At 42.5% G+C, this 26395-nt stretch carries 20 protein-coding genes; 10 read left to right on the forward strand and 10 right to left on the reverse strand.

The window, feature by feature from the left end; translation table 11 throughout:
- The first annotated feature begins 215 nt into the window (after window positions 1-215).
- Window positions 216-1748, forward strand: coding sequence for a Ppx/GppA phosphatase family protein (locus H1A14_RS04525; RefSeq protein ID WP_194775036.1), 1533 nt, complete (start codon window positions 216-218; stop codon window positions 1746-1748).
- 2 nt (window positions 1749-1750) lie between these two features.
- Here H1A14_RS04525 and H1A14_RS04530 read toward each other — a convergent pair whose 3' ends face one another.
- Entirely contained in the window at window positions 1751-3241 is a 1491-nt protein-coding gene (locus tag H1A14_RS04530) for a M14 family zinc carboxypeptidase (RefSeq protein WP_194775037.1), read from the reverse strand.
- 122 nt (window positions 3242-3363) lie between these two features.
- On the opposite strand from H1A14_RS04530, the gene H1A14_RS04535 reads away from it, so the two are divergent.
- Complete coding sequence (locus H1A14_RS04535) at window positions 3364-4374, forward strand: dipeptide epimerase (protein WP_194775038.1); 1011 nt, start codon at window positions 3364-3366, stop codon at window positions 4372-4374.
- A 99-nt stretch (window positions 4375-4473) separates the two neighbouring features.
- Here the strand turns inward: H1A14_RS04535 and mazG are convergent, their stop codons facing one another.
- Window positions 4474-5292 (reverse strand): nucleoside triphosphate pyrophosphohydrolase, encoded by an 819-nt coding sequence (gene mazG, locus H1A14_RS04540; RefSeq protein ID WP_194775039.1) that lies wholly within the window; start codon window positions 5290-5292, stop codon window positions 4474-4476.
- Between the two features lie 72 nt (window positions 5293-5364).
- On the opposite strand from mazG, the gene H1A14_RS04545 reads away from it, so the two are divergent.
- The 3 genes from H1A14_RS04545 (at window position 5365) to H1A14_RS04555 (ending at window position 8265) form a co-directional block, all read left to right on the forward strand.
- Window positions 5365-5595, forward strand: a complete 231-nt coding sequence (locus tag H1A14_RS04545; RefSeq protein ID WP_194775040.1) for a hypothetical protein — start codon at window positions 5365-5367, stop codon at window positions 5593-5595.
- A 61-nt stretch (window positions 5596-5656) separates the two neighbouring features.
- Window positions 5657-7048 carry a phosphoglucosamine mutase gene (gene glmM / locus H1A14_RS04550; protein ID WP_194775041.1) on the forward strand — a complete coding sequence of 464 codons (1392 nt, stop codon included), beginning with the start codon at window positions 5657-5659 and terminating at the stop codon, window positions 7046-7048.
- A gap of 74 nt (window positions 7049-7122) precedes the next feature.
- Window positions 7123-8265 carry a cysteine desulfurase family protein gene (locus H1A14_RS04555; RefSeq protein ID WP_194775042.1) on the forward strand — a complete coding sequence of 381 codons (1143 nt, stop codon included), beginning with the start codon at window positions 7123-7125 and terminating at the stop codon, window positions 8263-8265.
- 160 nt (window positions 8266-8425) lie between these two features.
- Here the strand turns inward: H1A14_RS04555 and H1A14_RS04560 are convergent, their stop codons facing one another.
- On the reverse strand, window positions 8426-9379 hold the full coding sequence (locus H1A14_RS04560) for a pyridoxal-phosphate dependent enzyme (protein WP_194775043.1): 954 nt from the start codon (window positions 9377-9379) through the stop codon (window positions 8426-8428).
- A gap of 36 nt (window positions 9380-9415) precedes the next feature.
- A complete protein-coding gene (locus H1A14_RS04565) occupies window positions 9416-9880 on the reverse strand; it encodes a MaoC family dehydratase (protein ID WP_194775044.1) in 465 nt (154 codons plus the stop codon).
- 298 nt (window positions 9881-10178) lie between these two features.
- Here H1A14_RS04565 and H1A14_RS04570 point away from each other — a divergent pair, with 298 nt between their 5' ends.
- Together H1A14_RS04570 and H1A14_RS04575 are read left to right on the forward strand one after the other, a co-directional pair.
- A complete protein-coding gene (locus H1A14_RS04570) occupies window positions 10179-12017 on the forward strand; it encodes a transglutaminase-like domain-containing protein (RefSeq protein WP_194775045.1) in 1839 nt (612 codons plus the stop codon).
- A gap of 3 nt (window positions 12018-12020) precedes the next feature.
- On the forward strand, window positions 12021-14009 hold the full coding sequence (locus tag H1A14_RS04575; RefSeq protein WP_194775046.1) for a DUF3857 domain-containing protein: 1989 nt from the start codon (window positions 12021-12023) through the stop codon (window positions 14007-14009).
- A 6-nt stretch (window positions 14010-14015) separates the two neighbouring features.
- On the opposite strand, the gene H1A14_RS04580 is transcribed toward H1A14_RS04575, so the two are convergent.
- From H1A14_RS04580 to lysA, 3 genes are all read right to left on the reverse strand, one after another.
- The gene (locus H1A14_RS04580) at window positions 14016-15551 is read right to left on the reverse strand and encodes a cryptochrome/photolyase family protein (protein ID WP_194775047.1); all 1536 of its coding nucleotides are present in this window, start codon (window positions 15549-15551) and stop codon (window positions 14016-14018) included.
- A gap of 152 nt (window positions 15552-15703) precedes the next feature.
- The gene (locus H1A14_RS04585) at window positions 15704-16342 is read right to left on the reverse strand and encodes a hypothetical protein (protein WP_194775048.1); all 639 of its coding nucleotides are present in this window, start codon (window positions 16340-16342) and stop codon (window positions 15704-15706) included.
- 744 nt (window positions 16343-17086) lie between these two features.
- Entirely contained in the window at window positions 17087-18319 is a 1233-nt protein-coding gene (gene lysA, locus H1A14_RS04590; protein WP_194775049.1) for a diaminopimelate decarboxylase, read from the reverse strand.
- Window positions 18320-18665: 346 nt separating this feature from the next.
- Between lysA and H1A14_RS04595 the strand changes: the two genes are divergently transcribed.
- A complete protein-coding gene (locus H1A14_RS04595; protein ID WP_194775050.1) occupies window positions 18666-20366 on the forward strand; it encodes a sensor histidine kinase in 1701 nt (566 codons plus the stop codon).
- Window positions 20363-21055: a response regulator transcription factor gene (locus H1A14_RS04600; protein WP_194775051.1), complete on the forward strand. Its 693-nt coding sequence runs from the start codon at window positions 20363-20365 to the stop codon at window positions 21053-21055. Before H1A14_RS04595 ends, H1A14_RS04600 begins: the two co-directional genes overlap by 4 nt.
- Here H1A14_RS04600 and H1A14_RS04605 read toward each other — a convergent pair.
- The 3 genes from H1A14_RS04605 to H1A14_RS04615 all read right to left on the reverse strand — a co-directional run bounded on the left by H1A14_RS04605 (window position 21052) and on the right by H1A14_RS04615 (window position 24349).
- The gene (locus tag H1A14_RS04605; protein WP_194775052.1) at window positions 21052-22650 is read right to left on the reverse strand and encodes an ATP-dependent DNA helicase; all 1599 of its coding nucleotides are present in this window, start codon (window positions 22648-22650) and stop codon (window positions 21052-21054) included. The two genes, H1A14_RS04600 and H1A14_RS04605, sit on opposite strands and share 4 nt — an antisense overlap.
- A 95-nt stretch (window positions 22651-22745) precedes the next feature.
- Entirely contained in the window at window positions 22746-23939 is a 1194-nt protein-coding gene (locus tag H1A14_RS04610; RefSeq protein WP_194775053.1) for a GTP-binding protein, read from the reverse strand.
- Entirely contained in the window at window positions 23936-24349 is a 414-nt protein-coding gene (locus H1A14_RS04615; protein WP_228527580.1) for a peroxiredoxin family protein, read from the reverse strand. The genes H1A14_RS04610 and H1A14_RS04615 overlap by 4 nt, the downstream gene beginning before the upstream one ends.
- 105 nt (window positions 24350-24454) lie before the next feature.
- On the opposite strand from H1A14_RS04615, the gene H1A14_RS04620 reads away from it, so the two are divergent.
- The gene (locus tag H1A14_RS04620; RefSeq protein WP_317174850.1) at window positions 24455-26347 is read left to right on the forward strand and encodes a MutS-related protein; all 1893 of its coding nucleotides are present in this window, start codon (window positions 24455-24457) and stop codon (window positions 26345-26347) included.
- The last annotated feature ends 48 nt before the right edge of the window (window positions 26348-26395 follow it).

Raw genomic sequence — 26395 nt, forward strand, 5'->3', positions numbered from 1 at the left:
TTTTTTGTTCCCTGTTGAGGATTTTTCAACGGCATATTCCTGCAAAGCACGCCAATAGGGTACCACATTTTGCTGTTTTGTAAGTTGCTTTGGCCTAGAATCATGATATCGTCCTCTATTCCACAAAAAATCCATTGGATCTTTACGTACAATCCAGCTTGCAAAAGGGGGAATAGATGGTTACCTTAAAAGCTGTTTAAAAACAAAAAAGACCCATGAAGCTCGCCGCCATAGACATTGGAACCAATTCCATTCACATGATCATCGTTCATGCCAGTTCAAAAAACCAGTTTGAGGTGCTGATGCAGGAAAAGGAAATGGTAAAACTGGGCGTAGGGGTATTTGCCACCAACATGTTGAGCGAAAAGGCCTTCCACTATGGAATCGACACCATCAAACGCTATGTCAACCTCGCCGATCAATTTGGGGTGGAACACATCATCACCTCCGCAACCAGTGCCACTAGGGAGGCAAAAAACGGACGGGAATTTTTGGATCAAGTCATCGCAGAGGCCGGACTTTCCCCTCAACTGATCTCAGGTAAGGAAGAAGCCCGTTTGATATTTTTGGCGGTGCGCAAAAACATAGAACTGAATGGAGAAAAAGCACTTGTGCTGGACATTGGTGGTGGCAGTACGGAAGCTGTGGTAGGCAATCACCAAAAAATCCTGTTTGGCAACAGCATGAGATTGGGCGTGTTGAGACTTTTGGATTGGGTAGGATACGATGGACCTTTAGAAGAAAAAGCGCAGGAGGACATCCGAAAATACATCCGCAAAAAGGCTGAGAAAATCATGTCGGAAGCTACATCCCATGGCTTTTCCAAAGTAATAGGCACCTCCGGAACCATCCGGTCCCTAGGGGAGGCCTGTCTGACCAAAGGGGCCAATCCCAATCCCGGTGACGTGAATATGGAGGTGGTCAAAACCAAGGATCTGGAAAAACTGGTGAATAAACTGCTTCAGGTAGAAAAAGAAAAAAGATCCGATATTCCCGGCATCAGCAGCAACCGGGTCGAGGCCATTCACCTGGGTGGATTGCTTTTGGTAGAATTACTGCATATGGCAGGAGCGGAAGAAATCATGCTTTCTGATTCCAGCTTACGGGAGGGCATGATCATCGACTACTTGGAAAAAAATGCCCAGTTCCTGATCGAAGAACCCATCGGAAACAGCGTCAGGGAAAGAAGCAGCCTGCTCCTGGCAAAACGCTACGAAGTCAACCTCGATGAAAAAAGGCATGTATCCGGACTTGCCCTGCAACTTTTTGATCAGCTCAAGGATTTGCACCATGGCGCAGCCCATGAAAGGGATATTTTACAACAAGCCTGCATGATTTATGATGTAGGCCTATTTATCAAATTCCAAGATTACCACAAACATTCCCGTTATATCATTACCAACAGTGGTCTTAGGGGTTTCAATAACGAAGAAATCCTTCTTCTAGGCCACATGGCACGCTATCACCGAAAAGGCAGCCCCTCCAAAAAGCAGAAAAAGTACCGCCAACTGGATAAAAAACAAAGGAAAAACCTCAGATTGCTCGCAGGCATTTTGCGCATTGCAGTAGGCTTGGATAAAACCAAGAACCAATGGGTGCAGAATGTTTACTGTATACCTGAAGAGAAAAGCTTGACCATAAAGGTGTTTGGTGAGGAAAACATGACCTTGGAAATCTGGGAAGCCCAGCGCTATTCCGACACCCTGGCCAAATACCTGGGTTTAAAAATAAAAATCTTAGAGGGTTAAGTTCAGTATACCCTGTTTTTCCACAGTTTAGTTTCCGTGTTGTTGAGGTCAATCAGGTAACCATTGACCACGGCATATTTCATGGTTTCACCTTCGGCCAAGAAGAAATTGGCAGGGCTTCCAGGTTTGACACCATATGGAATATTTTCCCGCTCTTTTAATATCACCAAAGGCAATTCATGGAGGTCTCCAGCCTTTCCTTCCTGGACCTTTACCGCCAGATAACCCTCTTTCAATATTTCAAAAGCCTCTTCTGGGCTGATGGCCGTGGCATTGGGGAAAGTTTTATCATAGACTTTTCCTTCCTTGACCCTCAGTTTGGATGCATCCATTTCTTCATAACCATAAAAAACGGATAGGTCACCCACATCGTCCAAGGCCCCGCTTACAGCATAGCCTTCCTCGCTCTCTGATTCCCTTCTCTTGATCCCCAAATCAACCTGAAAAGTCTGGCCTTCCCTTTCTATCTGGACTGATTTCAAGATTAGATCCATCAATTTGGTATTATTGTCAGGGATGCTATAGTAATCCGATAAATCATGGTCCACATAAGAACCCAGAGCAATTTCTTGAAGGGCATGCAGGATAATCATAAAATTAAGTTTTCTGATGTACTGCTTTTCCGGATCATCAGGATAGCCACCGGATTCGATAAGGATGGTGCTGGTTCCCCATTTTTGAAAGTTATCCCCAAAAGCCCTGGGCTCGAAGGCGTCATCATATTTGCCGACTTTCCCTGGCACAACTTCCTGAAGCAGCTCATTCATGCCTATGATGACTTGCATGGCCGCTTTTCTGACCTCATTCACCTCAGTTTCAAAATTGTAAGCCGGTGCCAACACGGAAATGGTGGCAGGTTCTGGGCTGCGCTCCGCATTGTAGTAAATTTGTTGGTCGTGAAGGTTAAAACCAAAATCAGCCCCAAAATCTTCTCTGGCCTTTTTTAGGATGACCGCTTCGGGAGAAACTTCCCTGATGGCATCCCGGTTAAGGTCTATGCCATACGCATTGCGTCGCTCAAAGACCTCTGCCCCATCGGGATTGACCATTGGAATGAATTTTAAGGTCAGTGCTTCCCTGATCAGATTTCTCAATTCATCAAATGCATCTGCCTCTCCTTCCAGAAAATTAAACAGGTCAAACAAAGCCATGGTTGCCGTACTCTCGTTACCATGCATCTGCGACCAAAGTAAAACCTTCACAGGTCCTTCCCCATGGGTCAACTGAAAAATTTCCCTTCCTTCCACAGACTTTCCCAGTTCTTCTATCTGAAACAAAGCTTTCCTTCCTTCAATCAATGGCTTTATGTCCACATGTTTGAACCGACGGTGGGTAATGGCCGGCTCTTGGAAACTTTCATAAGCTTGATCTAGAAGCTCCCTGTCCGCTGGTTTTTCTTTTGGCTGGCTTTTTTCCGGCCCACAGGATACGAAAAGTAAAAATGCGAAAATACTCAAGTAAAAAGGGGTGGAGCAGATTAAATGTTTGTTCATAAAGTGCAGGGGTCAAGCAATCAAAATTTCTTGTGAAACGAATATTTACTTATTTGGTGCCAAAATAATAAACTTAGGTTTAAATTTACCCTTTCTTTCACAGTAAAACTCATTAACTGAATATGAAACTTCAGATCCTAGTCAAAGAGCTTCCTTTAAAACATACTTTTACCATTGCGCACCAAAGCAGGGATACGCAGGAGACTTTGATTGTGAGGCTGGAGGAAAATGGGCTAGAGGGGTTGGGAGAATCGACCACCAATCCCTTTTATGACATGACGGTGGAAAACATGCAGGCTTGTTTGGAAGAAGCAAGGGAAATTGTGGAGCAAGGTGGATGGGAAACTCCAGAAGCGCTATGGAAGCAAACCAATACCATTTTTTCCAAGAATCCTTTCGCACAATGTGCCTTAGATATGGCAGCCTGGGACTTGTTTACAAAAAAAAGAGGCAAGAAACTGTACGAATACCTCGGTTTGAAAACCGAAGACATCCCTACCACCAATTTTACCATAGGCATCGATACAGTGGAAAACATGGTCAAAAAAATGAAGGAGGTCCACTGGCCCATTTACAAAATCAAACTGGGTACCGCCTATGACCTTGAGATTATCAAAGAACTCAGAAAGCATACCGACGCGGTATTCCGCATAGATGCCAACTGCGCCTGGTCTGCCGAAGAGGCCATCCACAATTCCGAGGAAATGGTAAAATTGAATGTGGAATTTATGGAACAGCCGCTTGGAAAGGATGATTTTGAAGGAATGCGTGAAGTGTATCGATACAGCAAGCTCCCCTTGATCGCGGATGAGAGCTGCATCGTTGAATCAGATGTTAAAAAATGTCACGGATTTTTCCATGGGATCAATGTCAAACTGGTAAAAGCAGGAGGCATCACCCCGGGACTTCTCATGCTACATGAAGCCAAATCCCTGGGCATGAAAACCATGGTGGGTTGTATGACGGAATCTTCCATCGGTATTACCGCCATTGCCCATATTGCCCCTTTGTTGGATTATGTAGACATGGATGGGGCCATGCTGCTTGCCAAAGACATCGCCAAAGGAGTCCTGATTACTACGGATCAAGTGGTATTTCCTGCGGGAAACGGAATAGGCGCCGTGCTTTTGTGATTTGAGAATTTAACGGGGAATGAAGATTTTACCAGTCAAAAAGTTTTTTTGAAGCTTTATGTTTTTGCATGAGAGGAGGAATGAAATCCATCCCTGAAATTATCTTTCTGATGCACCCGCCGCCTTTTTGGCTTCTTCCCAATAGACATCCATTTCCGCCAGGCTCATGTCTTCGATCTTCTTTCCAGCAGATTTTGCTGCCGCCTCCAAATATTGAAACCTGTGGATAAATTTTCTGTTGGTCCGCTCCAGAGCTTCCTCAGGGTTGATGTCAATAAACCTGGCATAGTTGATCAGGGAAAAAAGCAGATCTCCAAACTCAGCGGTGGCTTTCTCCTTGTCGATGTATTTTTCATCCATGGCATTGAATTCCGATTTGAATTCCTGCATTTCCTCCTCTACCTTTTCCCATACCTGATGCTTTTCTTCCCAGTCAAAACCCACTCCCCTGGCTTTTTCCTGGATGCGCATGGATTTGATCAGTGCTGGAAGAGACCGGGGGACACCACCCAATACCGACCGGTTACCCTTTTCCTGAAGTTTGATTTTTTCCCAGTTTTGTTTGACCACTTCCTCATCATTGGCCACGGTATCGGCATAGATGTGGGGATGCCTTCGGATCAGCTTTTCGCAAAGGGCATCGATAACGGTTCCCATGTCAAATGCCTCCTTTTCTGCCCCGATGCGTGCATAAAAAACGATGTGTAAAAGAATGTCACCCAATTCTTTCTTTATTTCTTCCAAATCATGGTCTAGAATTGCATCCGAAAGTTCGAAAGTCTCTTCTATGGTCAAATGGCGCAGACTTTCAAGGGTTTGTTTGCGGTCCCAAGGACATTGCTCCCTGAGTTCATCCATAATGGTCAGCAAACGATCAAAAGCTTTGAGCTGATTTTCTCGGGAAGTCAAGGCAGACATAAATAAGGGAAACTATAAATTGGATGTGGACGTTTTGAAAGTAATATGTAAATTTGTGCAAATTAATTGGATATGGCAACTCTCTATTTAACATTAGGATTTCTGGCGCTGTTTTTCATTTTGATGTCTGTAAGGCTGATCTTTTTGAAAAACGGAGAATTTAAAGGCACCTGTGCCTCCCAAAACCCATTTTTGAATAAGGAGGGAGGCACCTGTGGTTACTGTGGTAAAACAGTGGACTCCAGCAGTGCCTGTGGCAATCCAGACAATGAAGTGGACAAAGTAATGGCCAAATTCAAATAAACACCTGACTCCTGTGCTACTTCGCATGGGATTTTTTAATCAACAAATAATTCTTTAACAAGTGGCATTAATCAAATCGATTTCCGGTATCAGAGGTACCATAGGTGGTCAAGCAGGTCAAGGCTTGACACCATTGGATGTGGTCAAATTTACAGCCGCCTATGGGGCTTGGGTCCTTGACCGTACCCAAAATGCCAAGGTGGTAATCGGCAGGGATGCGAGGATTTCGGGGGAAATGGTCTCCAAACTGGTAGCAGCTACCCTGCAGGGAATGGGAATTCATGTGATTGATCTGGGTCTCAGTACTACACCTACTGTGGAATTTGCGGTTCCTTTAGAAAAAGCAGGCGGTGGAATCATCCTGACAGCAAGCCACAATCCCATACAATGGAATGCCCTGAAATTATTGAATGATAAAGGGGAATTTATTTCTGACGCCGAGGGACAGGACATTCTGAAGCGTGCGGAAGCCGAAGACTTCACTTTTGCAGAAGTCAAAAAACTGGGTAAATATACCTTGATTGAAGATTATATAGATCGGCACATTGAGCATGTATTGAGCCTATCATTGGTAGATCCTGAGGCCATCGCGGCCCGGAACTTCAAAGTGGTCATTGATTGTGTCAATTCTACAGGTGGTATCGCACTGCCCAAGTTATTGAATGCACTTGGTGTTGCCGTAATAGAAGAAATGCATTGCAAACCGGACGGAAATTTTCCCCATAATCCAGAACCTCTACCGGAAAACCTAAGGGATATCTCGGAGAAACTGGCCAAGGGAAAATTTGATTTAGGCATTGTGGTCGATCCGGATGTGGACCGTTTGGCTTTCATCAACGAGGATGGAACGCCATTTGGAGAGGAATATACCTTGGTGGCTGTGGCAGACTATGTGTTGTCCCAAACACCCGGCAATACCGTTTCAAACCTGAGTTCGACCAGGGCACTTCGGGACGTGACCGAAAAAAGGAATGGCATTTACCATGCCGCTGCTGTGGGTGAGGTGAATGTGGTAGAGAAGATGAAAGAAGTGAATGCCGTGATTGGGGGTGAAGGCAACGGCGGTATCATCTATCCAGAATCCCATTATGGTCGGGATGCTTTGGTGGGTATCGGGTTGTTCCTGACTCATCTGGCTAAATTCGGAAAGACTGTATCTCGTCTGAGGGCCTCCTATCCCAACTATTACATCTCAAAAAACAAGATTGAGCTTACTCCCGAAATTGATGTAGACCTGATTTTGAAGGAAATAAAGCAAAAGTATATCAAACAGCCCATCAATGACATCGATGGGGTGAAGGTGGAATTTGAAAAGGAATGGGTTCACCTGAGAAAATCAAATACCGAACCCATTATCCGCATCTATTCCGAGTCAGAATCTCAAGCAACTGCAGAGCATTTGGCCAATAAAATCATATTGGACATCAAAGAAGTCATCAAGGCCTCTGTTTGATGTACCTGCGATAGGAAGTCGTCCAAAACAATTTGGGATCCTTTAAGCAAAAGAATTATATAAACCCAGTAGAGATGAGAGTGTATTTAGACAACGCCGCCACCACCGCCATGGATGAGCGAGTGATAGAAGCCATGCTTCCTTACATGAAGGACCACTACGGAAACCCATCCTCTGTCCATAGTCATGGAAGGGAAGTACGCACTGCCATAGAGCGGTCCAGAAAGAAAGTCGCTGAATTGCTCAATGCCGCTCCGTCGGAAATCTTTTTTACATCAGGAGGCACCGAGGCCGATAATACCGCCTTGGTTTGTGGCATTGCCACCCATGGAATCCAACACGCCATCAGCTCCCCTATCGAACACCACGCTGTGCTGCACACTTTGGAAAGTTGTGCCAAAAAGGGTCAGGTAAAACTCAGCCTTTTGGATGTCAATCAGAAGGGTGATCTGGATTTGGATCAATTGGAAACTTTGCTCAAAACCCATCCAAACAGCTTGGTATCCCTGATGCATGCCAACAATGAAATAGGAAATATCAATGATTTGGATCAGATTGGGCAGCTTTGCAGGGAATACGGGGCTTTTTTCCACTCCGATACCGTACAGACCATAGGACATTACAGGCATGATCTGAAAAGCCTGCCAGTAGATTCCATCGTTGCAGGCGGCCATAAATTCCATGGACCAAAAGGCTCTGGATTTCTTTACGTTGACAAAGCCAAAAAAATACACCCTTTCATCTATGGAGGCGCACAGGAAAGAAACATGCGTGGCGGTACCGAAAATGTGATCGGCATTATCGGCATTGCCAAGGCGCTGGAATTGGCCTATGAAGACATGGATGGGCACCGTAAACACATTGAGCAATTGAAACTACATTTTATCCATGCTTTGCAAAACCATATCCCAGGGATTGCTTTCAATGGTCAATCTGGGGACTTGGAAAAAAGCTTGTATACGGTTTTGAATGTTAGCTTACCCCCTTCTGAAGAAAACAGCGGGATGTTGTTGTTTAACCTTGACTTGAATGGAATTTCGGCCTCAGGGGGATCTGCCTGCAGCAGCGGGGCCAGTGTGGGTTCCCATGTACTAAGGGCGCTCAAGTCCGATCCTCACAGGGATTCGGTCCGGTTCTCTTTCAGTAGGTTCAATACGCTAGAAGAAGTTAACTACACCGTAGAAAAGTTGAAAGAACTATACCCTGTGCAGGTGTAAAGCAAGTCGGGTTTTTTCGCATTATGCCCTCTTTCTTTTGTCCCAGTCTCATATCCCGGCTTTCTACATTTTATCTCGTTTCCCCAGGCGATGCATAGGGCATAAATTGCCTTACTCAACATCTGGTTGTAAGTCTGATACCTTTTTGGAATTGAAAAAACTAAAAAGGCAACTTGCCCAAATCAACATTTCCTCCCGAGAGGATGATGCCTACTTTTTGACCCATAAACCTGTCCTTGTTTTTCAGCAGTGCAGCCAAAGGCACTGCACAACTGGGTTCAATGATGATTTTCATTCTTTCATAAATGAGCCGCATGGCCTCAATAATCTCACCATCATCCACTGTCAACACATCATCCACATGCTCCATCATCAAATCAAAATTTATTCCCCCCATAGAGGTCAACAGGCCATCGGCAATCGTCTGGGGTCCTTCCATGGGAACCCGTTTTCCGGCTTTGAAGGATTGATATGCGTCATCAGCCCCTGAAGGTTCTGCGGCTATCACGGCTGTGTTGGGGGACAAATAGTGGGTCACCAAAGCGGTCCCTCCCAGTAAACCTCCTCCTCCCACAGGGGCCATCAGGGTATCAAAGGCAATGCCTTCCTCCCACATCTCCAATGCACATGTGGCCTGACCCTCTATGACATCCCAGTCCTCAAAAGGAGGGATAAACCTGGCACCTGTTTTTTTCACTACCTCTTCCAGGGTACTTTCTCTAGCTTTGAGTGTGGGGTCACATTCGATGATGTCACCACCGTAGGACCTGACTGCCTTTTTTTTGATTTCCGGGGCATTGGACGGCATCACAATGTAAGCTTTGATTCCAGCCACAGAAGCTGCCCGGGCCAGTGCTGCGGCATGGTTTCCGCTGGAATGGGTAGCTACTCCCTTTTCTTTTTCCTCTGGCCTAAGCTTCAGGACCGCATTCGCCGCCCCCCTTGCTTTGAATGCACCTACTTTCTGGAAATTTTCGCATTTGAAAAAAATTTTACATCCAGCGATTTCATCTATGGCTGAATTGGTCAGGATGGGTGTCCGGTGAATAAAAGGCTGAATCCGCTCGTGGGCCCTGCGAATATCAGATAAAGAGGGTTTGGATTTTTGGCTCATGGGAACCTAATGATAGTTTGGAGGGAAAATCATGAATTAAAGAAAATGATAGAGAAAAACCAATACACCTGCAAAGGCAGGCTTCTTTTGGCCTTTGATCTCCAGTTTTACCTTGACCTCAGTTTTGATGGTTCCTCGGAGATTCTGAATACTCGAAAGGGTGGCAATCAGTCTGACCTCGTCATTGACCAAAACCGGATGGGCAAAACGCAGGTTTTCTATGCCATAGTTGACCATCATCTTCAGGTTATCCACCTGAACAATCTGATCCCAAAGGTGGGGTACAAGTGAAAGGGTTAGGTAGCCGTGTGCTATGGTATTGCCAAATGCCCCCTCTTTCTTCGCCTTTTCGGGATTGGTATGGATCCATTGGTGGTCTAGGGTCGCATCAGCAAATTGATTGATCTGTTCCTGGGTTATCTTATGGTAGGCTGATGCACCCAATTGTTGTCCGGCATACTGCTCAAATGCCTCAAAACTTCCGACTATAATTTTTTCCATCGTTCAAATTAAACAATAATGTGGTGTCCCACAATCATAAACCTAATTTTGGGATTTTGAAAATTGACGCTAAAGCAAAATTAGAATATGCCTATTTGTAAAGCAATGACAGCTTACCGGGTATGAGAAAATCAAAAATCTTAACTTAAATTTTTCGGATATAAAAAAAGCCCGTTCATCCAACTAAAAATATTTTGTGAATCAAAAGACAAAAATAATTACTCCCTAATGATTGTTTTATAAAACTAATCAATAAATTTCAGCAGGTTTTAAAGATTTTATCCAAACTAAAGATTTTATGAAACAAAGTCTAGGGCTGTTAATTCTTATGGCCATCCCATTATTTTTTAGCCTATCGGCACAGGCACAAAAAGAAGAAAAAGCCCATTCCATACTTGAGATGCAACAAGTCACTGAACTCAATGAGGATTATTCCATCAACCTGAAAACCACCCAAAGTCTTTTGATCCTGAACAAAGATGGGCTTGGTCACGGTGTCATCCTGATTCACTATGACAAACTGCGAAAAATCCAAAACTTTGAGGCCACCATCAGCAGTCCTTTAACCGGAAAGGTGATTAAAAAACTAAAATTGAAGGACCTTAATGATGTGGCCACCATATCAGACATCTCGGTCATGGATGACAGTCGAGTAAAATACTTTGAAATCAACACGGGTGTATTTCCAATTAAAGTGGAAACTTCCCTTGAAATGAAATATGTAGGCAACTACTATATGCCCACCTGGCAAGTGGTTCCTAAAACCCACCAAAAAGTCCTTTCCTCCAGTCTTGAACTGATTTATCCTGAGTCTTTGGGCATCCGCTACAAAACCCAAAACATCAATGTAGAACCCGAAACCGGTCAGGTTAATGGAAAAACAAAACTCAAATGGACTTTAGAAAACCTGGATCCACAGCCCAGTGACATCGATGAAGAAGATGATTTGTTCATCCGCTTGGGTCCTAAAAAATTCTCCTTGGAAGGCTATGCAAGTGAAATGGACAGTTGGGAGGGTTTGGCGAAATGGCAAAGTCAATTGAATAAAGGAAAAGATGAACTTCCTGGTCCCCTCAAAGCCGAAATAAAAAGCATGGTGGTTGGCCTAGAATCACCAGAAGAAAAAATTGCCAGATTGTACCGCTATCTTCAGGAAAATTACCGCTATGTCAGCATACAGTTGGGTATAGGGGGGTGGATGCCTACCGGAGCAGCAGAGGTCTACAAATACAAATACGGGGATTGTAAGGGTTTGTCCAATCTGATGATGGCCATACTCAAAGAAGCAGGTGTACCTTCCAATTATACCATCGTGAGAGCTGGACAAGACGCCAAAGACATCGATGTGGATTTCCCCTCCAACCAATTCAATCACATCATTTTGAAGGTGCCTTTGGAAGGAAAAGACCCAGTATGGTTGGAGTGTACCTCCACCTTGTTGCCTCCCGGATTTCTGGGTGACTTTACCATGAACAGGCATGTGTTGGTAGTGACAGAAGATGGGGGGTATTTGGACAAAACGCCAGACTACAGTGATTTAAGGTACAATACTGTTTTACATGAGGCCAATCTTGACCTGGATGACTTGGGCAATGCCCGAATCAAGGGTTCAAGATCTTTTCAGGGCCTGCCAGCTCAGTGGTTTGCATCCGCCATGCAACAGAGTGAGACCGAGAAAAAGAAATATGTATTGAATAAAATGAACCTCAAAGGCCTGGTGATCGACCAATACGAATTAAATGTAGCCAAGGAGAACAACATTCCATCAGCAGAAATCAGTTATCAGGGCATTGTGCAGCAATATTTTCAAAACACTGCCAAGCGGATCATGATCCAACCGCAGTTCGAGCCTTTGGAAACCGATATGCTGTCCAATAATTGCATCAAGTTGCAAGACCGTATTTCCATCAAAGCGCACCGCAACTTAGAGCCTGAAGCACCATTGCTTGACTTTCTTCAGGAGGAAGAAAATTACAAATCATCGCTGAAAATGTCTTTTTCAGACAATACTTTAACCATGGACAGAACTGTGGAAATTAATTTTCCAGAAGACATGACCAAAGAGGACAAGCAGCAGGTCCTTAAAACCATCAACGGGCTGCACAACAAAACCTTATTTTTCAAAAAATTAGATTGACCCATGAAAACATTTTACAAATTTCTTTTAAGCAGCTGCTTGGTGGGAACCCTAACCCTGATAACCGCCATAGCACAAGATATCAAATTCGGTAAATATTCCCAGGAAGAAATTGACCTAAGTTCCTGTGAATATGAGCCTGATGCAGCTGCGGTAGTCATTTATGAAAGTGCCTCCAGTTACTTTGTGGGAGGTAACCTGCATACTGATATTCATTTCAGGAAAAAAGTGTTCAATCCTAGCGCCACTGACATCGCAGATGTGACCATCAGCTATTACCATGGGGGCAAAAGCATTGAGATTATTTCCGGTCTCAAGGCCCAGATTGTGAATTTTACAGACGGCAAAGAGGAGGTGATCAAGTTAAGCAAAAAAGAAATTTTCGAGATAGATGCGGGCAATGGCCGAAAAGAATACCGGATAACTTTCCCAAATGTACAGCCCGGTTCTATACTTGAATATAGTTACAAGAAAATTGATAAATACATCACATTTCTGGATGGCTGGTCCTTTCAAAACAGAATTCCAACCATGGTTTCAAAATACAGCATTGACATCCCTGAGTACTTGGATTACAGGTTTTTGGGTCAAGGGGATAATTTTGTTTCAAGAGCCAAAAAAACTCAGAAGAATGGCAAATACGAATGGGAATTGACTAACCTTAAATCCATCAAACCCGAACCCTATATCTCCAACTTTGAAGACTATCTTGACAAAATAGAGTTTCAACTTGCTGGATACAAAAAAGACAACAGCCAGGGTTATGGCGGTACAGGTCCAGCTTATGAAAGTGTCATGTCTTCTTGGCAAGAAACCGCTGATGAACTCACCTCGTCGGATAAATTCGGCGGTTTTCTAAAAAACAATGCTTCCACAAAATCTCTCAAGGAAATCCCTTTAGAAGGAACCTCTTCGGTAGAGCGTATGGCAAGTGCGCAAAAATATATACAGGAAAATTTCGAAAACAGTCGAAGAGTTGGGATTTTTCCTTCTCAAACCATCAAAGAATTGCTTGGTAGCAAATCTGGAACCAAAGCGGATCTTAATCTTTTGTTGCTTGCCATGTTGCGGGCGAACAACATTTCTGCTTACCCTTTGTTGATCAGCAGCAAAGGAAACGGAAGATCAACATTGGTTCAGTACCCTTTTATTACGCAGTTTAACCAACTCATCATCGTAGCTGAAGATGAAAAAGGAACCGCCATATATTTGGACGCCTCTGATAAGGAATTGCGTCCTGGATACCTTTCCCTTGATAATCATGTAGAAGGAGGCTTTGTATTGATGGATAACAACAGTGGGCTGATGCCCATTCAACTGGGACACCGTTCGGGTGTATTTCAGATGGTCAATGTTAAGCTCAATGAACAAAATGAAATGACATTTGATAATGTGGTCCGATATTCTGATTATGATGCCATTCAATTCAGAAACAACAGCAAGGGTAGCGATGATTTGGAAGAGGTTAAAAAAGCTATGTTCTCAGAAAATCAGGATAATATTAACCTATTGGAAGTAAATGTAAAATCAGGTCCAAGACCTCAAATTGATACAAAATTTACTGTTACTGACAAGATGGATGAGAGTACCAATTTAATCTACCTTACCCCATTCAAATACCTAAAGTACAAAGAAAACCCCTTTAAAGAAGACAGCAGACAATTTCCTGTCGATTTTAACTACAGTTTCAGCGACAATTATTCTTCCATCATCAATATTCCAGATGGATTTGAGTTGGATGATTTTCCTGAAAGCATCAACATCGCCATGCCCGATGGCAATTCCAAACTTTTGTACAGTGTTACTCAAATGGAAGGCATGATCAAGATTTCAGCTGTCTTCGAAATGAAAAACAGCATGATATTGGCCAGTGATTATAAGGATCTGAAATACTTTTTGGAAATGGTGACCAGTAAATTCAAGGAACCGGTAGTCTTGAAAAGGATAGCCATGAACCTTTCTGAAAACGTTTCTCAAGCCAAATCGGAATAGATCCCATTACAAATCATTGATCTGATCCAGATATGTTGAAGCCTGCTGAAGGATATTTCCCTTTTCGGCAGGCTTCATTTTTTCCCAAGTCCTATACATCATGCCTATCCTTGGGTTATTTTCAAGCTTTTCCCGATGCCGATCATAAAAATCCCAATACAGACTATTGAACGGGCAGGCATTCTCCCCATATTTTTTGTTTTTGTCATATTTACACTGAGTACAATAATTACTCATTTTATGGATGTAATTGGCGCTTGACACATAAGGTTTAGTGCCTACTATACCTCCATCGGCAAACTGACTCATGCCTCTGGTATTGGTGATTTCTACCCATTCTATCGCGTCTATATAAATACCTAAATACCAATCATCCACTTCATCCGGATCACATCCGGCCAAAAGTGCAAAGTTACCGGTAACCATCAGGCGTTGAATGTGATGGGCATAGGCTTCATTAAGGGATTGACCAATGGCATGCTTTAGGCAATTCATTTTCGTTTTTCCTGTCCAATACCAATCTGGCAAAGCTCTTTTGTGCTCAAAAAAATTCAGTTCGGCAAACGCTGGCATTTTAGCCCAGTAAATGCCTCGCATGTATTCCCTCCAACCGATTATCTGTCTTATAAATCCCTCTGCCTGAGAGATATCGATATCATCTTGGTGATTTTCCCATTGCTGTTCCACTTTTTTGACCACCTCAAGGGGTGAAAGCATTTTGCTGTTTAAAGCAAAACTGAGTCTGGAATGGAAGAGAAAGGCATGGTCAGTGTGCATCGCATCCTGATAAGTGCCAAAATTGGGCAAAAGCTTTTCACAAAAATAATCCAACAGCCGAAGTCCTTCTTTTCTACTTGTTGGCCAATCAAAATTTGCTTCTACAATTTCCCCTAATGTTTTGACCCCTGCTTTTCTAACCATATCCACTAATCCCGAAACATCCTTCTTGAAGGTTAAAGGGGCTTCAATTAAATCAGGATCTTTGAGTTTATTGCGGTTGTCATGATCATAATTCCACTTTCCGGTGATCGGTTCCTTCCCATCCATCAAGATATCGTGGTTTTTTCTCATCTGCCGGTAAAATGTCTCCATCAGATAGGTTTTTTTTCCTTTGAAAAATGCTTCCAAATCTTCCCGTTTAGTCATGAAATGTTCTGTATCCCATGCTTCATGGCTGATTTTAAGCTTTGAAACCCACTTCTTGATCTGTTTGTCTAGCCGGTATTCATCAGGCAACTGATAATCGAAGTGTTCAATGGCCTTTTCTTTGATCAGCCAATCCAGATTTTTGGTGATGTCCTGTTCATTTCTTTCATCATCCAAAGTCAGGTAAACAAGCGCATGTCCTTCGTCTTGTAGGGACTGCGCAAACTGCCTCATGCTTTGGAAAAAGGCTACTACTTTTTGGATGTGATGGTGGACATAATCCGTCTCCTGCCTCACCTCCATCATCACATAGAGGGTATCCCTTTCTTGCTTTTGGTACCAAGAATGTTTTGCGTTCAATTGATCGCCTAAAATCAACCTGAGTTTTTTGCCCATACTTTAGAAAATACTGGTTACCTGTGGTATGTAAAAGAAAAAGAGCAAGGGATTGTTTCAAAAAAAAATGGCTGCCTAAAGATCCTTATGATCAATGAGGCAGCCTTACACACACGATAACCAGTAATGGTATAAAAAAAATGTACGGGCGATTAGAACAATTCCATAAAATGGGTGGCTAAGCCGTGAGTATGTCTGTACTTAAATTTATGAATGGCTGGAACCATGTCAAGACTTGGATTGAAGGCTTTGGCCCAAAACCCAAAATCGATACCAGCAGGTAATGAATGAAATAAATCCGGAGCCAAATTCCTCTTCACTGATGCTACTGCACTTATTTGGCTCCGGATACTAGGACAAAAATCTCCCCGACCCGTATCCACTCGGGTTTCCAACTGCAAATGACCAACTGCACTGGGGATGCCTGATATTGAAAATAATGATGAAAAAAATGATAACGGAGGTAGTACCCCAAGGTTCACCCCGGATTTCCGATCCTCACTTTCCTTGGTGAAAATTGTATAGGTACTGAATGAAAGGTTTTGGACAGGCCTGTTGAAAGTGTTTATCTCCCGTAAATACTTGGTAGAAACTATCCTCCCCTTCATGTAACTTCCCTTTGGTCCATACTTGGACGGAAAGATTACCCTTACTTTCTTATTTCCTGTCTGATAGTAAGGTAAAACCTGGCTGACACTGGCTTCCCAAGATACTTGGATTGAGGAAGTAGAATCGACTCCCTCCTTAAAACCTTGGTATGAGTCATATGTGGTATTTACCTTGTTTTCCATAGCAACGATGCCTTCAGACTAAACCTTGATCATTTGAACCTCCATTTGAAACACCTTATTTGATTCCAGCCATTTTTTTTGGTTTTACGGTCAGTTTTTTGTCAAATAAACCGTAAATATTGCTTTTTATGGTTTGGAATAAAATTTTAAGCATTTCATATACGTCAAAATGATATTTTTTAATTAATACTGTTATATGAAATAAGTAAATAAATTTTGGATTATACAAAATTTTATAAAAATAAATTTGTTGTAAATTTTATGATTTGGGCTGGTTTTTTACAAGGGGCAGAAAGCCCAACAGAAGGAGCTTTTTTTCACTGACAAAATGATTTGAAGCAGAAAAAAAAATTAAGCCACATAGGCAATAATTTAAACATAGGGAAAACTCAATACTGCCGGTAGCCACATTTCAAAAAATGATTTGAATGTTATGGTCTCTTTCCAGTGACTCTCACTGTCAAAAAGACTATTCAAAAAAACTTTGTGAACGATGTGCCTTATGTGGTGAAAGTATGTTTTAACCTCTAATTGACTGAAAACCCAGCCAAGAGAACTTTAATTTATTTTTTTACCACCTAGTTAACATAGAGATGTAGCCATGAAAGACTGGTATTACTTAAACAGAAATGTGAAACAGATATTTCCACATTGCCTCTGCCTACATTTGCAAGAAAGCTTAAATTCCAAATTAAAAACTAGGTGAACTAAGTGCCTTATGTGGTGGCAATTAGGCCGATCCGATCAAAGACCGATATCGACCTGATGCCTGAGGATGTCCTCGAAACTTTCCCTTTCCCGGATCAAATGCGCCTTTCCATCAAGGACCAGTACTTCTGCTGGTCTAAGTCTGGAATTGTAATTTGAACTCATGCTAAAACCGTAGGCCCCGGCATTTTTGATGGCCAATACATCTCCTTCTTTGATTTCCTTCAGTTTTCTATCCGCGGCAATGGTATCGGTTTCACAGATATAGCCCACTATGGTGTACACCCTTTCCGGACCTTCCGTTTGAGAAAGATTGACTACTCCATGGTAGGCATCATACATCATGGGCCGTATCAAATGATTCAATCCAGAATCTACCCCCACAAAAGTAGAAGCAGGAGTGGATTTCACCACATTGGCTTTTACCAGCAAATAACCGGCTTCGCTGACCAAAAACTTTCCTGGCTCAAACCATAACTCCAGATTGCGACCATACTCCTCACAAAAAGCTTTGAAGGCCTCAGAAACCTTCTGTCCTACATCCATGATATCCGTTGTCACGTCTCCGGGCTTATAACCGACCTTAAATCCACCTCCAAAATCAAGGAACTGTAAATCCTTGAATTCTCTGGCAGCATCAAACACAATTTCGGCTCCTTTCAAAAAGACTGTAGCATCCAATATATCCGATCCTGTATGAATATGAAGTCCGGTGACATTGAGCTGATAAGCCTCTACGATTTTCAATACGTGCTTTAGCTGTAAGACGGAAATACCGAATTTACTGTCAATATGACCTACTGATATTTTTGCATTTCCTCCCGCAAGTATGTGGGGATTCAGCCTGATACATATGGGAATCTCCTGGCCATAGTAGGTGCCAAAATGCTCCAGCATCGGAATGTTGTCTATGTTAATCATGACACCCAACTTGACCGCTTGCTGAATTTCATCAAAAGCAACACAATTGGGTGTGTACATGATTTCTTCAGGTTGATAACCCGCATGGAGACACAAATGCACTTCTTCTATGGAAACAGCATCTACTCCAGCGCCGGACTTCCGCATCAATTTTAGTATATTGAGGTTTGATAAGGCTTTGGTGGCATATTTAATTCTTAGGTCCACCGTATTAAAAGCCTGTTTCAAAAGGGCGACCTGATCGAGTATTTTTTGCCCGTCATAAACATATAGGGGAGTCCCAAATTTTTTGGCAATATCTAACAAGGCCACGCCCTGAATTTCAAACTGAAGGTTGTTTTGCACCATGATTCGTCAATTGAGTGCCAAAGATATGAAATGGCTCATAACAAAAAAAGAAGGCTAAAGCCTTCCTTTTCATGATTAGGTATTTGCATTTATTATAAGAAACTAATTACATTACGATTTCAGTCTTATAATGGTTTTCAAATTTCAGGAATTTTGATGAAAAATTATTTGATCTGACTCAATCCCTAGAGGGATTTTTTCGACCGAACCTCATGTTCTGGCTTTTTCTGCCGTCCAATTCATTGGCTTGTTTTTTGATCTGCAAGAAATAATAGGATATGTAAGTTGCCCGTTAAAAATTGTTAATGAACTGCCGGACAACTCATTATACTACTAAATTTGTACCATGTCACAACACAGAATGAAACTGATCATCTATTTGATGGCCTTGGCTTGCCTGGGTCTGATGGGGTTTCAGTATTATTGGGTCAACAATGCATATAAAATCAACCAGGAGCGTTTTGAGCAAAATGTGTATCAGGCGATTACCTCTACGGTGGATAAGCTTGAGAAAGGTGAAACCAGTGACTTTTTTTTGAAAAACCTGGCCCAAGATACTTTGTTGCAGCAGTTTCTTTTTCAAAAAATCGAGCCAATCAACCTGCAGATCAGACGCCGGGAGGTGGTGAGAAACCGGTCCTTTATCGGAGACACCATGTTGGTGCAGCCGATGCCTAAACTTTCCCAAAGCTTCAGAAGAATCATCGAGTCGAGGGGTGGAGACCTGAATCAAATCACCGACATGGAAAGCTTTTTTGCATTCATGCCTCCTGAAATGGCTGCCGAACTGTTTACCCCTGATGAAATGGAAATCCTACTCCTCGAAAAACAGCGTCAATTTCAATTTCTCAACAGAACGGAAAGAAGAAGACAGAGTATCAGAGAAACAGAAATCATTGAGGAATACAATGTCCCAAAAGATGCAGCAGAAAGGATCATCAGGGCCAACCTCAAATCAGAGTTGTTTGAGAGGGCCTGGCAAGAGATTTTTGAAGGCCAAAGGGATGTGATGACCAGAATAGATACTTCCCAGCTTCAGCAAATCCTGCGAGAACAGCTGGAGGAAAGGGGGATTGGGGTTGATTATGAATTGGGTATCATTAAAAACAATGATTCTCTGATTGCTATCAACCACATCAAAAATCCAGAAATTTTTGCTAAGGAAAGTATAAAAGCCGAGCTATTTCCAAGTGACATTGTGGGGAAAAATAATTTCCTACTTATCAATTTCCCCAATAAGGCCACCTACATCATCAAGCAGATCTGGCTTCCGCTTTCCAGCTCGCTGTTGTTCATGATCATCATTATTTTTTGCTTTGCCTATGCCATCATGGTCATCATCCGACAGAAGAAATTATCCGAAGTCAAGAATGATTTTATCAACAACATGACCCATGAATTCAAGACCCCGATTGCTACTGTAAGCTTGGCTGTGGAAGCACTTCAGGATCCTGAATTGGTGAATCAGGATAAATTCAGGAACCGTTATATCGGAATCATCAAAGAGGAGAACAAAAGATTGGGTCTTCAGGTAGAGAAGGTATTACAGGCCGCCACATTAGATAAAAAAGAATTTAATCTCAAATTGGAGCAGGTCAATTTGGAAGAATTGTTGAACGGCGTAGTGCAACATTTTGCCCTTCAGGTAGAGAATCGGGGGGGTAAGTTAATTGCAGACATTGACCTGACCTCTCCCTATTTGGAGGGGGATGCCTTTCACCTTACGCACATATTCAACAACCTTCTGGACAACGCCAATAAATACGCAAAAGAAAGCCCTGAAATCACCATCAAAGCTAGAGACAACGAGCATGAAATGACTGTCAGCATCAGAGACAATGGCATAGGGATGAGCAAGGAAGCGATACGTAAAATCTTTGATAAATTCTACAGGGTCCCTACCGGCAATATCCATGATGTCAAAGGATTTGGGCTGGGCTTATCTTATGTCAAAACCATGCTAGAAGCACATCATGGTAGGATTAGCGTAGAAAGTGAGCAGGATAAAGGAAGTAATTTCACCATAATTTTACCCAAAAAACAATGAATAAGGCAAAACTTTTAGTAGTGGAGGATGATCCCAATCTTGGTGAAATCCTGCAGGAATACCTGCAAATGAAAGGATATGACACGACTCTATGCCGAGACGGAGAAGAGGGCTGGAATAAATTCAAAAAGGATAAATTTGATCTCTGCATTTTGGATATCATGATGCCTAAAAAGGATGGGTTTACCCTGGGTAAGGAAATAAAAATGGTGGCCGAAAACCAGCCGATTATCTACCTTACCGCCAAAAACCTGAAGGAAGATATCATAGCTGGCCTCAAAGTGGGAGCAGACGACTACATCACCAAGCCTTTCAGTATGGAAGAGCTTCTTCTACGCATCGGAGCCATACTCAAAAGAACCCAAAAAAGCCATGAGATCAGCCCGCTCAAAAATTATAATTTCGGGGACTTTATACTCCATTATGATGAGCAGGTTTTGGAGTCTTCTGAAGGGAAACACAAGTTGACATCCAAGGAAAACGAACTTCTGAGACTGTTGGCCTCAGAGCTGAATAAAAACGTTAGCAGAACCCATGCCTTAAAGCAAATCTGGGGAGATGACAGTTATTTCAATGCTCGGAGCATGGATGTTTACCTAAGCAAAATAAGGAAGTTGCTCAAAGTAGATCCAAAAGTACAGATCATCACCCTGCATGGGGAAGGATTCAAAATGGTCGTCACCGACTAATTCAGTCTGTTTTCGATTGCGTTTTTCTGTTCCATCCTGGCTTTGATCTTTAGAAACTGCTGCCACTTGGGATAGATGGTGATATCATGGACTTCGAGAATAGCCTCCAACAATTCTTTTGCTTTGGGATATTCCCCCTTTCTAAAGGCAAGAAAAGCATATCTGGCAGCCGCAAAAGCCCTGGCTTGGATCAGTTCCTGCTCTACCAGCTTTTCAGCCGATCTTTGGTGGCTAAATAGCACGCTATCCGGGTCAGTCTTTACGCTATTGGCATAGATGGGTGATTTGATCACCAGCCCATCAAGGCTGGTACAGCGGCTCAAAGCCACATAAACCTGACCGGATTCGAAGGACCGATTGATGTCCAAGATAGCCCTTTGAAAAGTCAGACCCTGGCTTTTATGTACAGTGATCGCCCAGGCCAATTTCAAGGGAAACTGGGTAAAGGACCCTATGACTTCGGAAACGACCTGTTCTTTTTCCTCATCGTAGACATATTCCACATTTTCCCAGACTTCCCTTTCTACCTCAAGGATAAAACCTTCCGGAGTCTCCACTTCAATTTTGTTGTCTTTCAAACCCGTCACTTTTCCGATCATGCCATTGTAGTAGCGTTTTTCGGGATTATTTCTCATAAAGATCACTTGGGCACCTTTCTTTAAGGTAAGGTCAATGGGATCAAATGGAGCCATTTGTGCAGGAAAATTATCCCTGACAGTGGCGGGATAAACCCACTCTTTGGTGTTCAATTCTTTCAGTTTTTTTTCGTTGACAGTCGATATGGTGGTATTGTGGGTGCCTATCAGGATATACCCTTGGTCTAAGAGGCTGAAATCATATCTTTTAGCGGTAGCATTTAAGGTCTGAATATCGGTAATATCATGTCTGTTTTCTCTGATTCTATTCAAAATGCCTTTGAATGCCTCATCTTCCTGTCTGTAAATTTTCTGTAATTCCAGATGGATGGGTTGCAGCGTTTTGAAAGCAAATGAGCCATAAAAAAACCGTGTTCCGTAGTATTTGGATAGTATTTCCCATTCCGGACTTTTTACCACCGGAGGAAGCTGAAAAGGATCCCCTATCAAGATCATTTGTACTCCTCCAAAGGGTAAATGGGTTTTTTTGCGGTATACCCGCAGGATTTGATCAATCACATCCAAGAGCTCGACCCGCAGCATGGAGACTTCGTCTATTACCAAAGTATCCAATCTCCTGATCACAGATATTCTGGATTTATTGAGTTGAAAGGTATCATAAATAGAAAAATTGCCTTTCCCGGGCCGGGCTTGTAGGCGGGGATCACCTGGAAGAAAAAGCTGACGGGGATCGATTTTGAAAAAGGAATGAATGGTTTTGCCTTTTGCATTTACAGCCGCCACACCTGTTGGAGCCAATACAACCATGTTTTTATGAATTCCAATTCTTCTTAACGTATGAAGAAAAGTAGTCTTCCCAGTTCCTGCTTTCCCAGTAAGAAAAAAGGATCTGTCCGAACTAAGGGCCAACTCCAAGGCTTGAATAAACGGCACATTGGAAAGGTCCAAGCCTTGCTTTTCGAGTTCTTGATGGAAAAAATTTTTGAGGTATTCTGACATGGATTCTGAAAATAAAGCAATTGGTAAGTTAAGGCTTGCCTGCTAAACTTTCTAAAAATACTCTCTAAAATCCCCAAGTAAATCACAAATGGAATCTACAAAGGCCAATTATCCTCAAAAGTACTCCCATGTTTGTAGGCCAGTAGTTCCAAAGGAGTCAACAAACAACCTTCCAGTTCTTCACAAATGTTGTCTTCATCCAGATCCTGACCTATGATCACCAGTTCATTCATCCGGTCTCCGAATTGCTTGTCCCATCTACTTTCGATGAGCTTTTGGTTTTCCACATAAGAATTGTATTGAATTCTTTGGGCGTAAGGCATACTGGCCCACCAAACCCCGATGTTGTCTGCTTTCAAAGAACCCCCTGCCTGAGACCATGAAAGTGCATGATCTTTCCTGGAAGCCAGGTAAAACAGCCCCTTGCTCCGAATGATGCCTGCAGGCCATGACTTGGATATGTAATCCCAGAAGCGTTGGGGATGAAAAGGCCGCTTATCCCTGAATACAAATGAGCTTATCCCGTACTCCTCCGTTTCCGGGGTATGGACTTTGTTTAACTCCTCCTGCCAGCCAGCACTGTTTGAAGCCTCCTCAAAGTCAAATAAGCCTGTATTTAGAATCAAAGTTGGATCTACCTTCGAATAGGATGTAGGAATAATTTTGGCAGATGGATTTAATTTTTCCAAAATGGCTTTCAGTTCTTCCAAAGCTTCTTTTTCTACCAAATCTGATTTGTTGAGCAGAATTACGTTGGCAAACTCTACCTGGTCTGTCAGCAGATTGACAATGGATCGCTGATCTTCCGGGTCATCATTCAGCCTTTTTGTGTAAACCGTCTGATCACTGCCAAAATCATTGATAAAATTGAAAGCATCCACCACGGTCACCATGGTATCGAGCCTGCTAAAAGCCGAAAGGTCAATTCCTTTTTCCTCATCTATAAAACTAAAGGTCTGAGCAACAGGCAGAGGCTCAGAAATGCCGGTACTTTCTATCAATAAATAATCAAAGCGCTCTTCTCGCGCCAACCGCTCCACTTCCAGCATCAGGTCTTCCCTAAGGGTACAGCAAATACAGCCATTGCTCATCTCGACCAATTTTTCATCGGTTCGGGACAGCACATTTTCTTGCCTGACCAATTGGGCATCAACGTTTACTTCACTCATGTCATTGACGATGACTGCTACTTTTAAGCCGGATTTATTGTGCAAAATATGATTGAGCAAGGTGGTTTTACCTGCCCCAAGAAAACCACTTAGAACGGTTACAGGAAGTTTTTTATTCATTTATTTGGGAGTATTTCTGCATTTTCAAGGATGAAATTCAATTCTTCAATATCGTTGGCATTCAATTTCAAAGTGCCTTTGATGGTGATAATGTCATCGGTTTTCAGCCTTTTGGGTGGTCGGCCTTTTAAATAGGCAACCAGCACGCTTTCAGGACCCGAACCCCCACAGAAAAAACATTCGGCCATGGGATACTTCGACAGTACAACCAAGTTTCCCAAATTAACCTCCAAGGGTATATAAAATCCGGAAACCTGAACCTGCTTACCTTCCAAGGCTTTGAGTTCCTCTGGAAAGTTGGGATATAGAAAATACATCTTAAGTTCCCTATTCAGTTTTTCGGTAAATCGGGTTTTGGAAAACAAGGCCCAAAGATCTGGACCCTCAAAAACAAAAGATGAAAAAATCATCCCAATTATGCAGATCCCTATCGCTGTCTTAATTCGCATTGTCATTGTCACTAAATAGGAAAACTCCGGATAAACCGGAGTTTTCTTTGTCAACCACCATCATTCATGTTAAGAGAACTTGTTCTGAATGATGTATCAAATGTATTGAAAGCTTTTTTTAAATGCAACAATATTGCATTAAACTTTCAAAATTATTTTCATGCTGGGGAAAGCAGTCAGATTGGCTATCTTTGGCGCATGAATATGGAAGTCAATTACCGGGAAGCCGACAAAGAGATCAAAGCAACCCAACAAAAAATTGCTGTATTATCCATTGCAAGGTTGCTGTTGTTTTTCATTTTGGGAGCAGTGCTTATCGTTGGCATATCAGAGATTCGTTGGTTGTTGTTGTTGTTTTTTCCCCTGAGTGCTCTTTTTGTGTATCTGGTTTTGGCCTACGAAAAAGAGAAAGATAAACAGGCCATTTTAAAAGCCATCTCAAGGATACAGCAAGAAGCTGAAAAAAGGAAATCCAGAAAATTGGTTGATTTTCCTGATGGTGAGGTATTCAAGGATAAAAAGCATCCCTTTGCCAACGACCTGGATCTTTTTGGACAGCATTCCCTGTTCCAACTCATCAACCATACGGTCAACAAAAGTGGGGAAAAACTGCTGGTCAGTTGGATGAAATCCGATATTGATCCCAAGATAGCAGTAGAGCGTCATAGCGCGATCAAGGAGTTGGCTCAGAAAGAACCTTTTTTGCTGTTGTTCGAAGCCTATGGAAAGGCATTCCTCAAGGAAGAAAAATCCAAGAAAAATTTTTATGGTTGGCTTTCCGCGCCCATTTCCTGGAAAAAATGGTACCTCATCCCCATGGTTCTAGGACCTCTGCTGGGAACACTTGTATTATTGGGATTGATATTGGGATTGTTACCGGTCTCCGTATTATCAGCCTGGCTTCTTTTGGGCATTCCAGCCTTGGGTATGGTATTCAAAACCATGCTTCATGCAGGAAAGTCCATGCCAGATCGAGGTGATTTGAAGACTTTTGGGGCATGGTCCAAACAAATGGAAGAAGACAAATTTGTGGATAAAAAGCTCCTTTCCCTTCAAGAACCCTTTACCAAAGGAGATTTTTTGGCTTCTAAGGCATTGAAATCCCTTGAGCAACAAAGTTTTACGGTTCAGAACCGGGCCAACTTGATGTATTTGATATTCAACTTTCTTTTCTGGATTGATTTTGTTGTGCTTTACCGCCTTGAAAAATGGAAAAGGGTGTATGGAACTCCTATGAAAACTTGGGAAAACGTTTTTGACCAATGGCAGGTTCTCGTGTCCCTATCTGCGTTTACAAAAGATGAAAAGTTACAGGGAAAAGTGACTTGGATAGATAAGCCCGTCATGCATGCATTGGCTATCCAACACCCCCTTCTTCAGCCCGAGACTTGTGTGGCCAATGATTTTGACCTAAACCAGGAACAACAAATTGTCCTCCTTACCGGATCCAACATGTCAGGGAAAACCACCTTCATGAGGACCATCGGTATCAATATGGTTTTGGTTAATTTGGGTTTGTCCCCATTTGCGAAGGAATTTGAATTGGGAGGCTTTCAATTGTTCACTTCTATGCGAAATACAGATAGTCTTGGTGAAAGTGTCAGCAGTTTTTATGCGGAACTGGATCGGATCAAAGGGCTTCTGGATCGAGCTGAAAAAGGGTTACCTGTTTTTTTTCTCTTAGATGAAATACTGAAAGGTACCAACACTACTGACCGCATCATGGGTTCGGAAGCATTGATAAGGCAATTGCTCCCGAGTCAATGTAAGGGGATCATTTCAACCCACGACATCGAATTGAGTGAGTTGGAATTGAAAATCCCAACATTAATCAACCACAGTTTCCATTCTGAAATCAGACAAAATGATGTACTATTTGATTATAAAATCAAAAAAGGACCTTGCCCCAGCTTCAATGCCCATAAATTGATGGAATTGATGGGCATTAAATTCACATAATCCCAGCATTGATTTGTAATTTTGGCAATCTTTAATTTAACTTGCTCA

The sequence above is a fragment of the Pararhodonellum marinum genome, from assembly GCF_015354735.1.
GTDB lineage: Bacteria > Bacteroidota > Bacteroidia > Cytophagales > Cyclobacteriaceae > Pararhodonellum > Pararhodonellum marinum.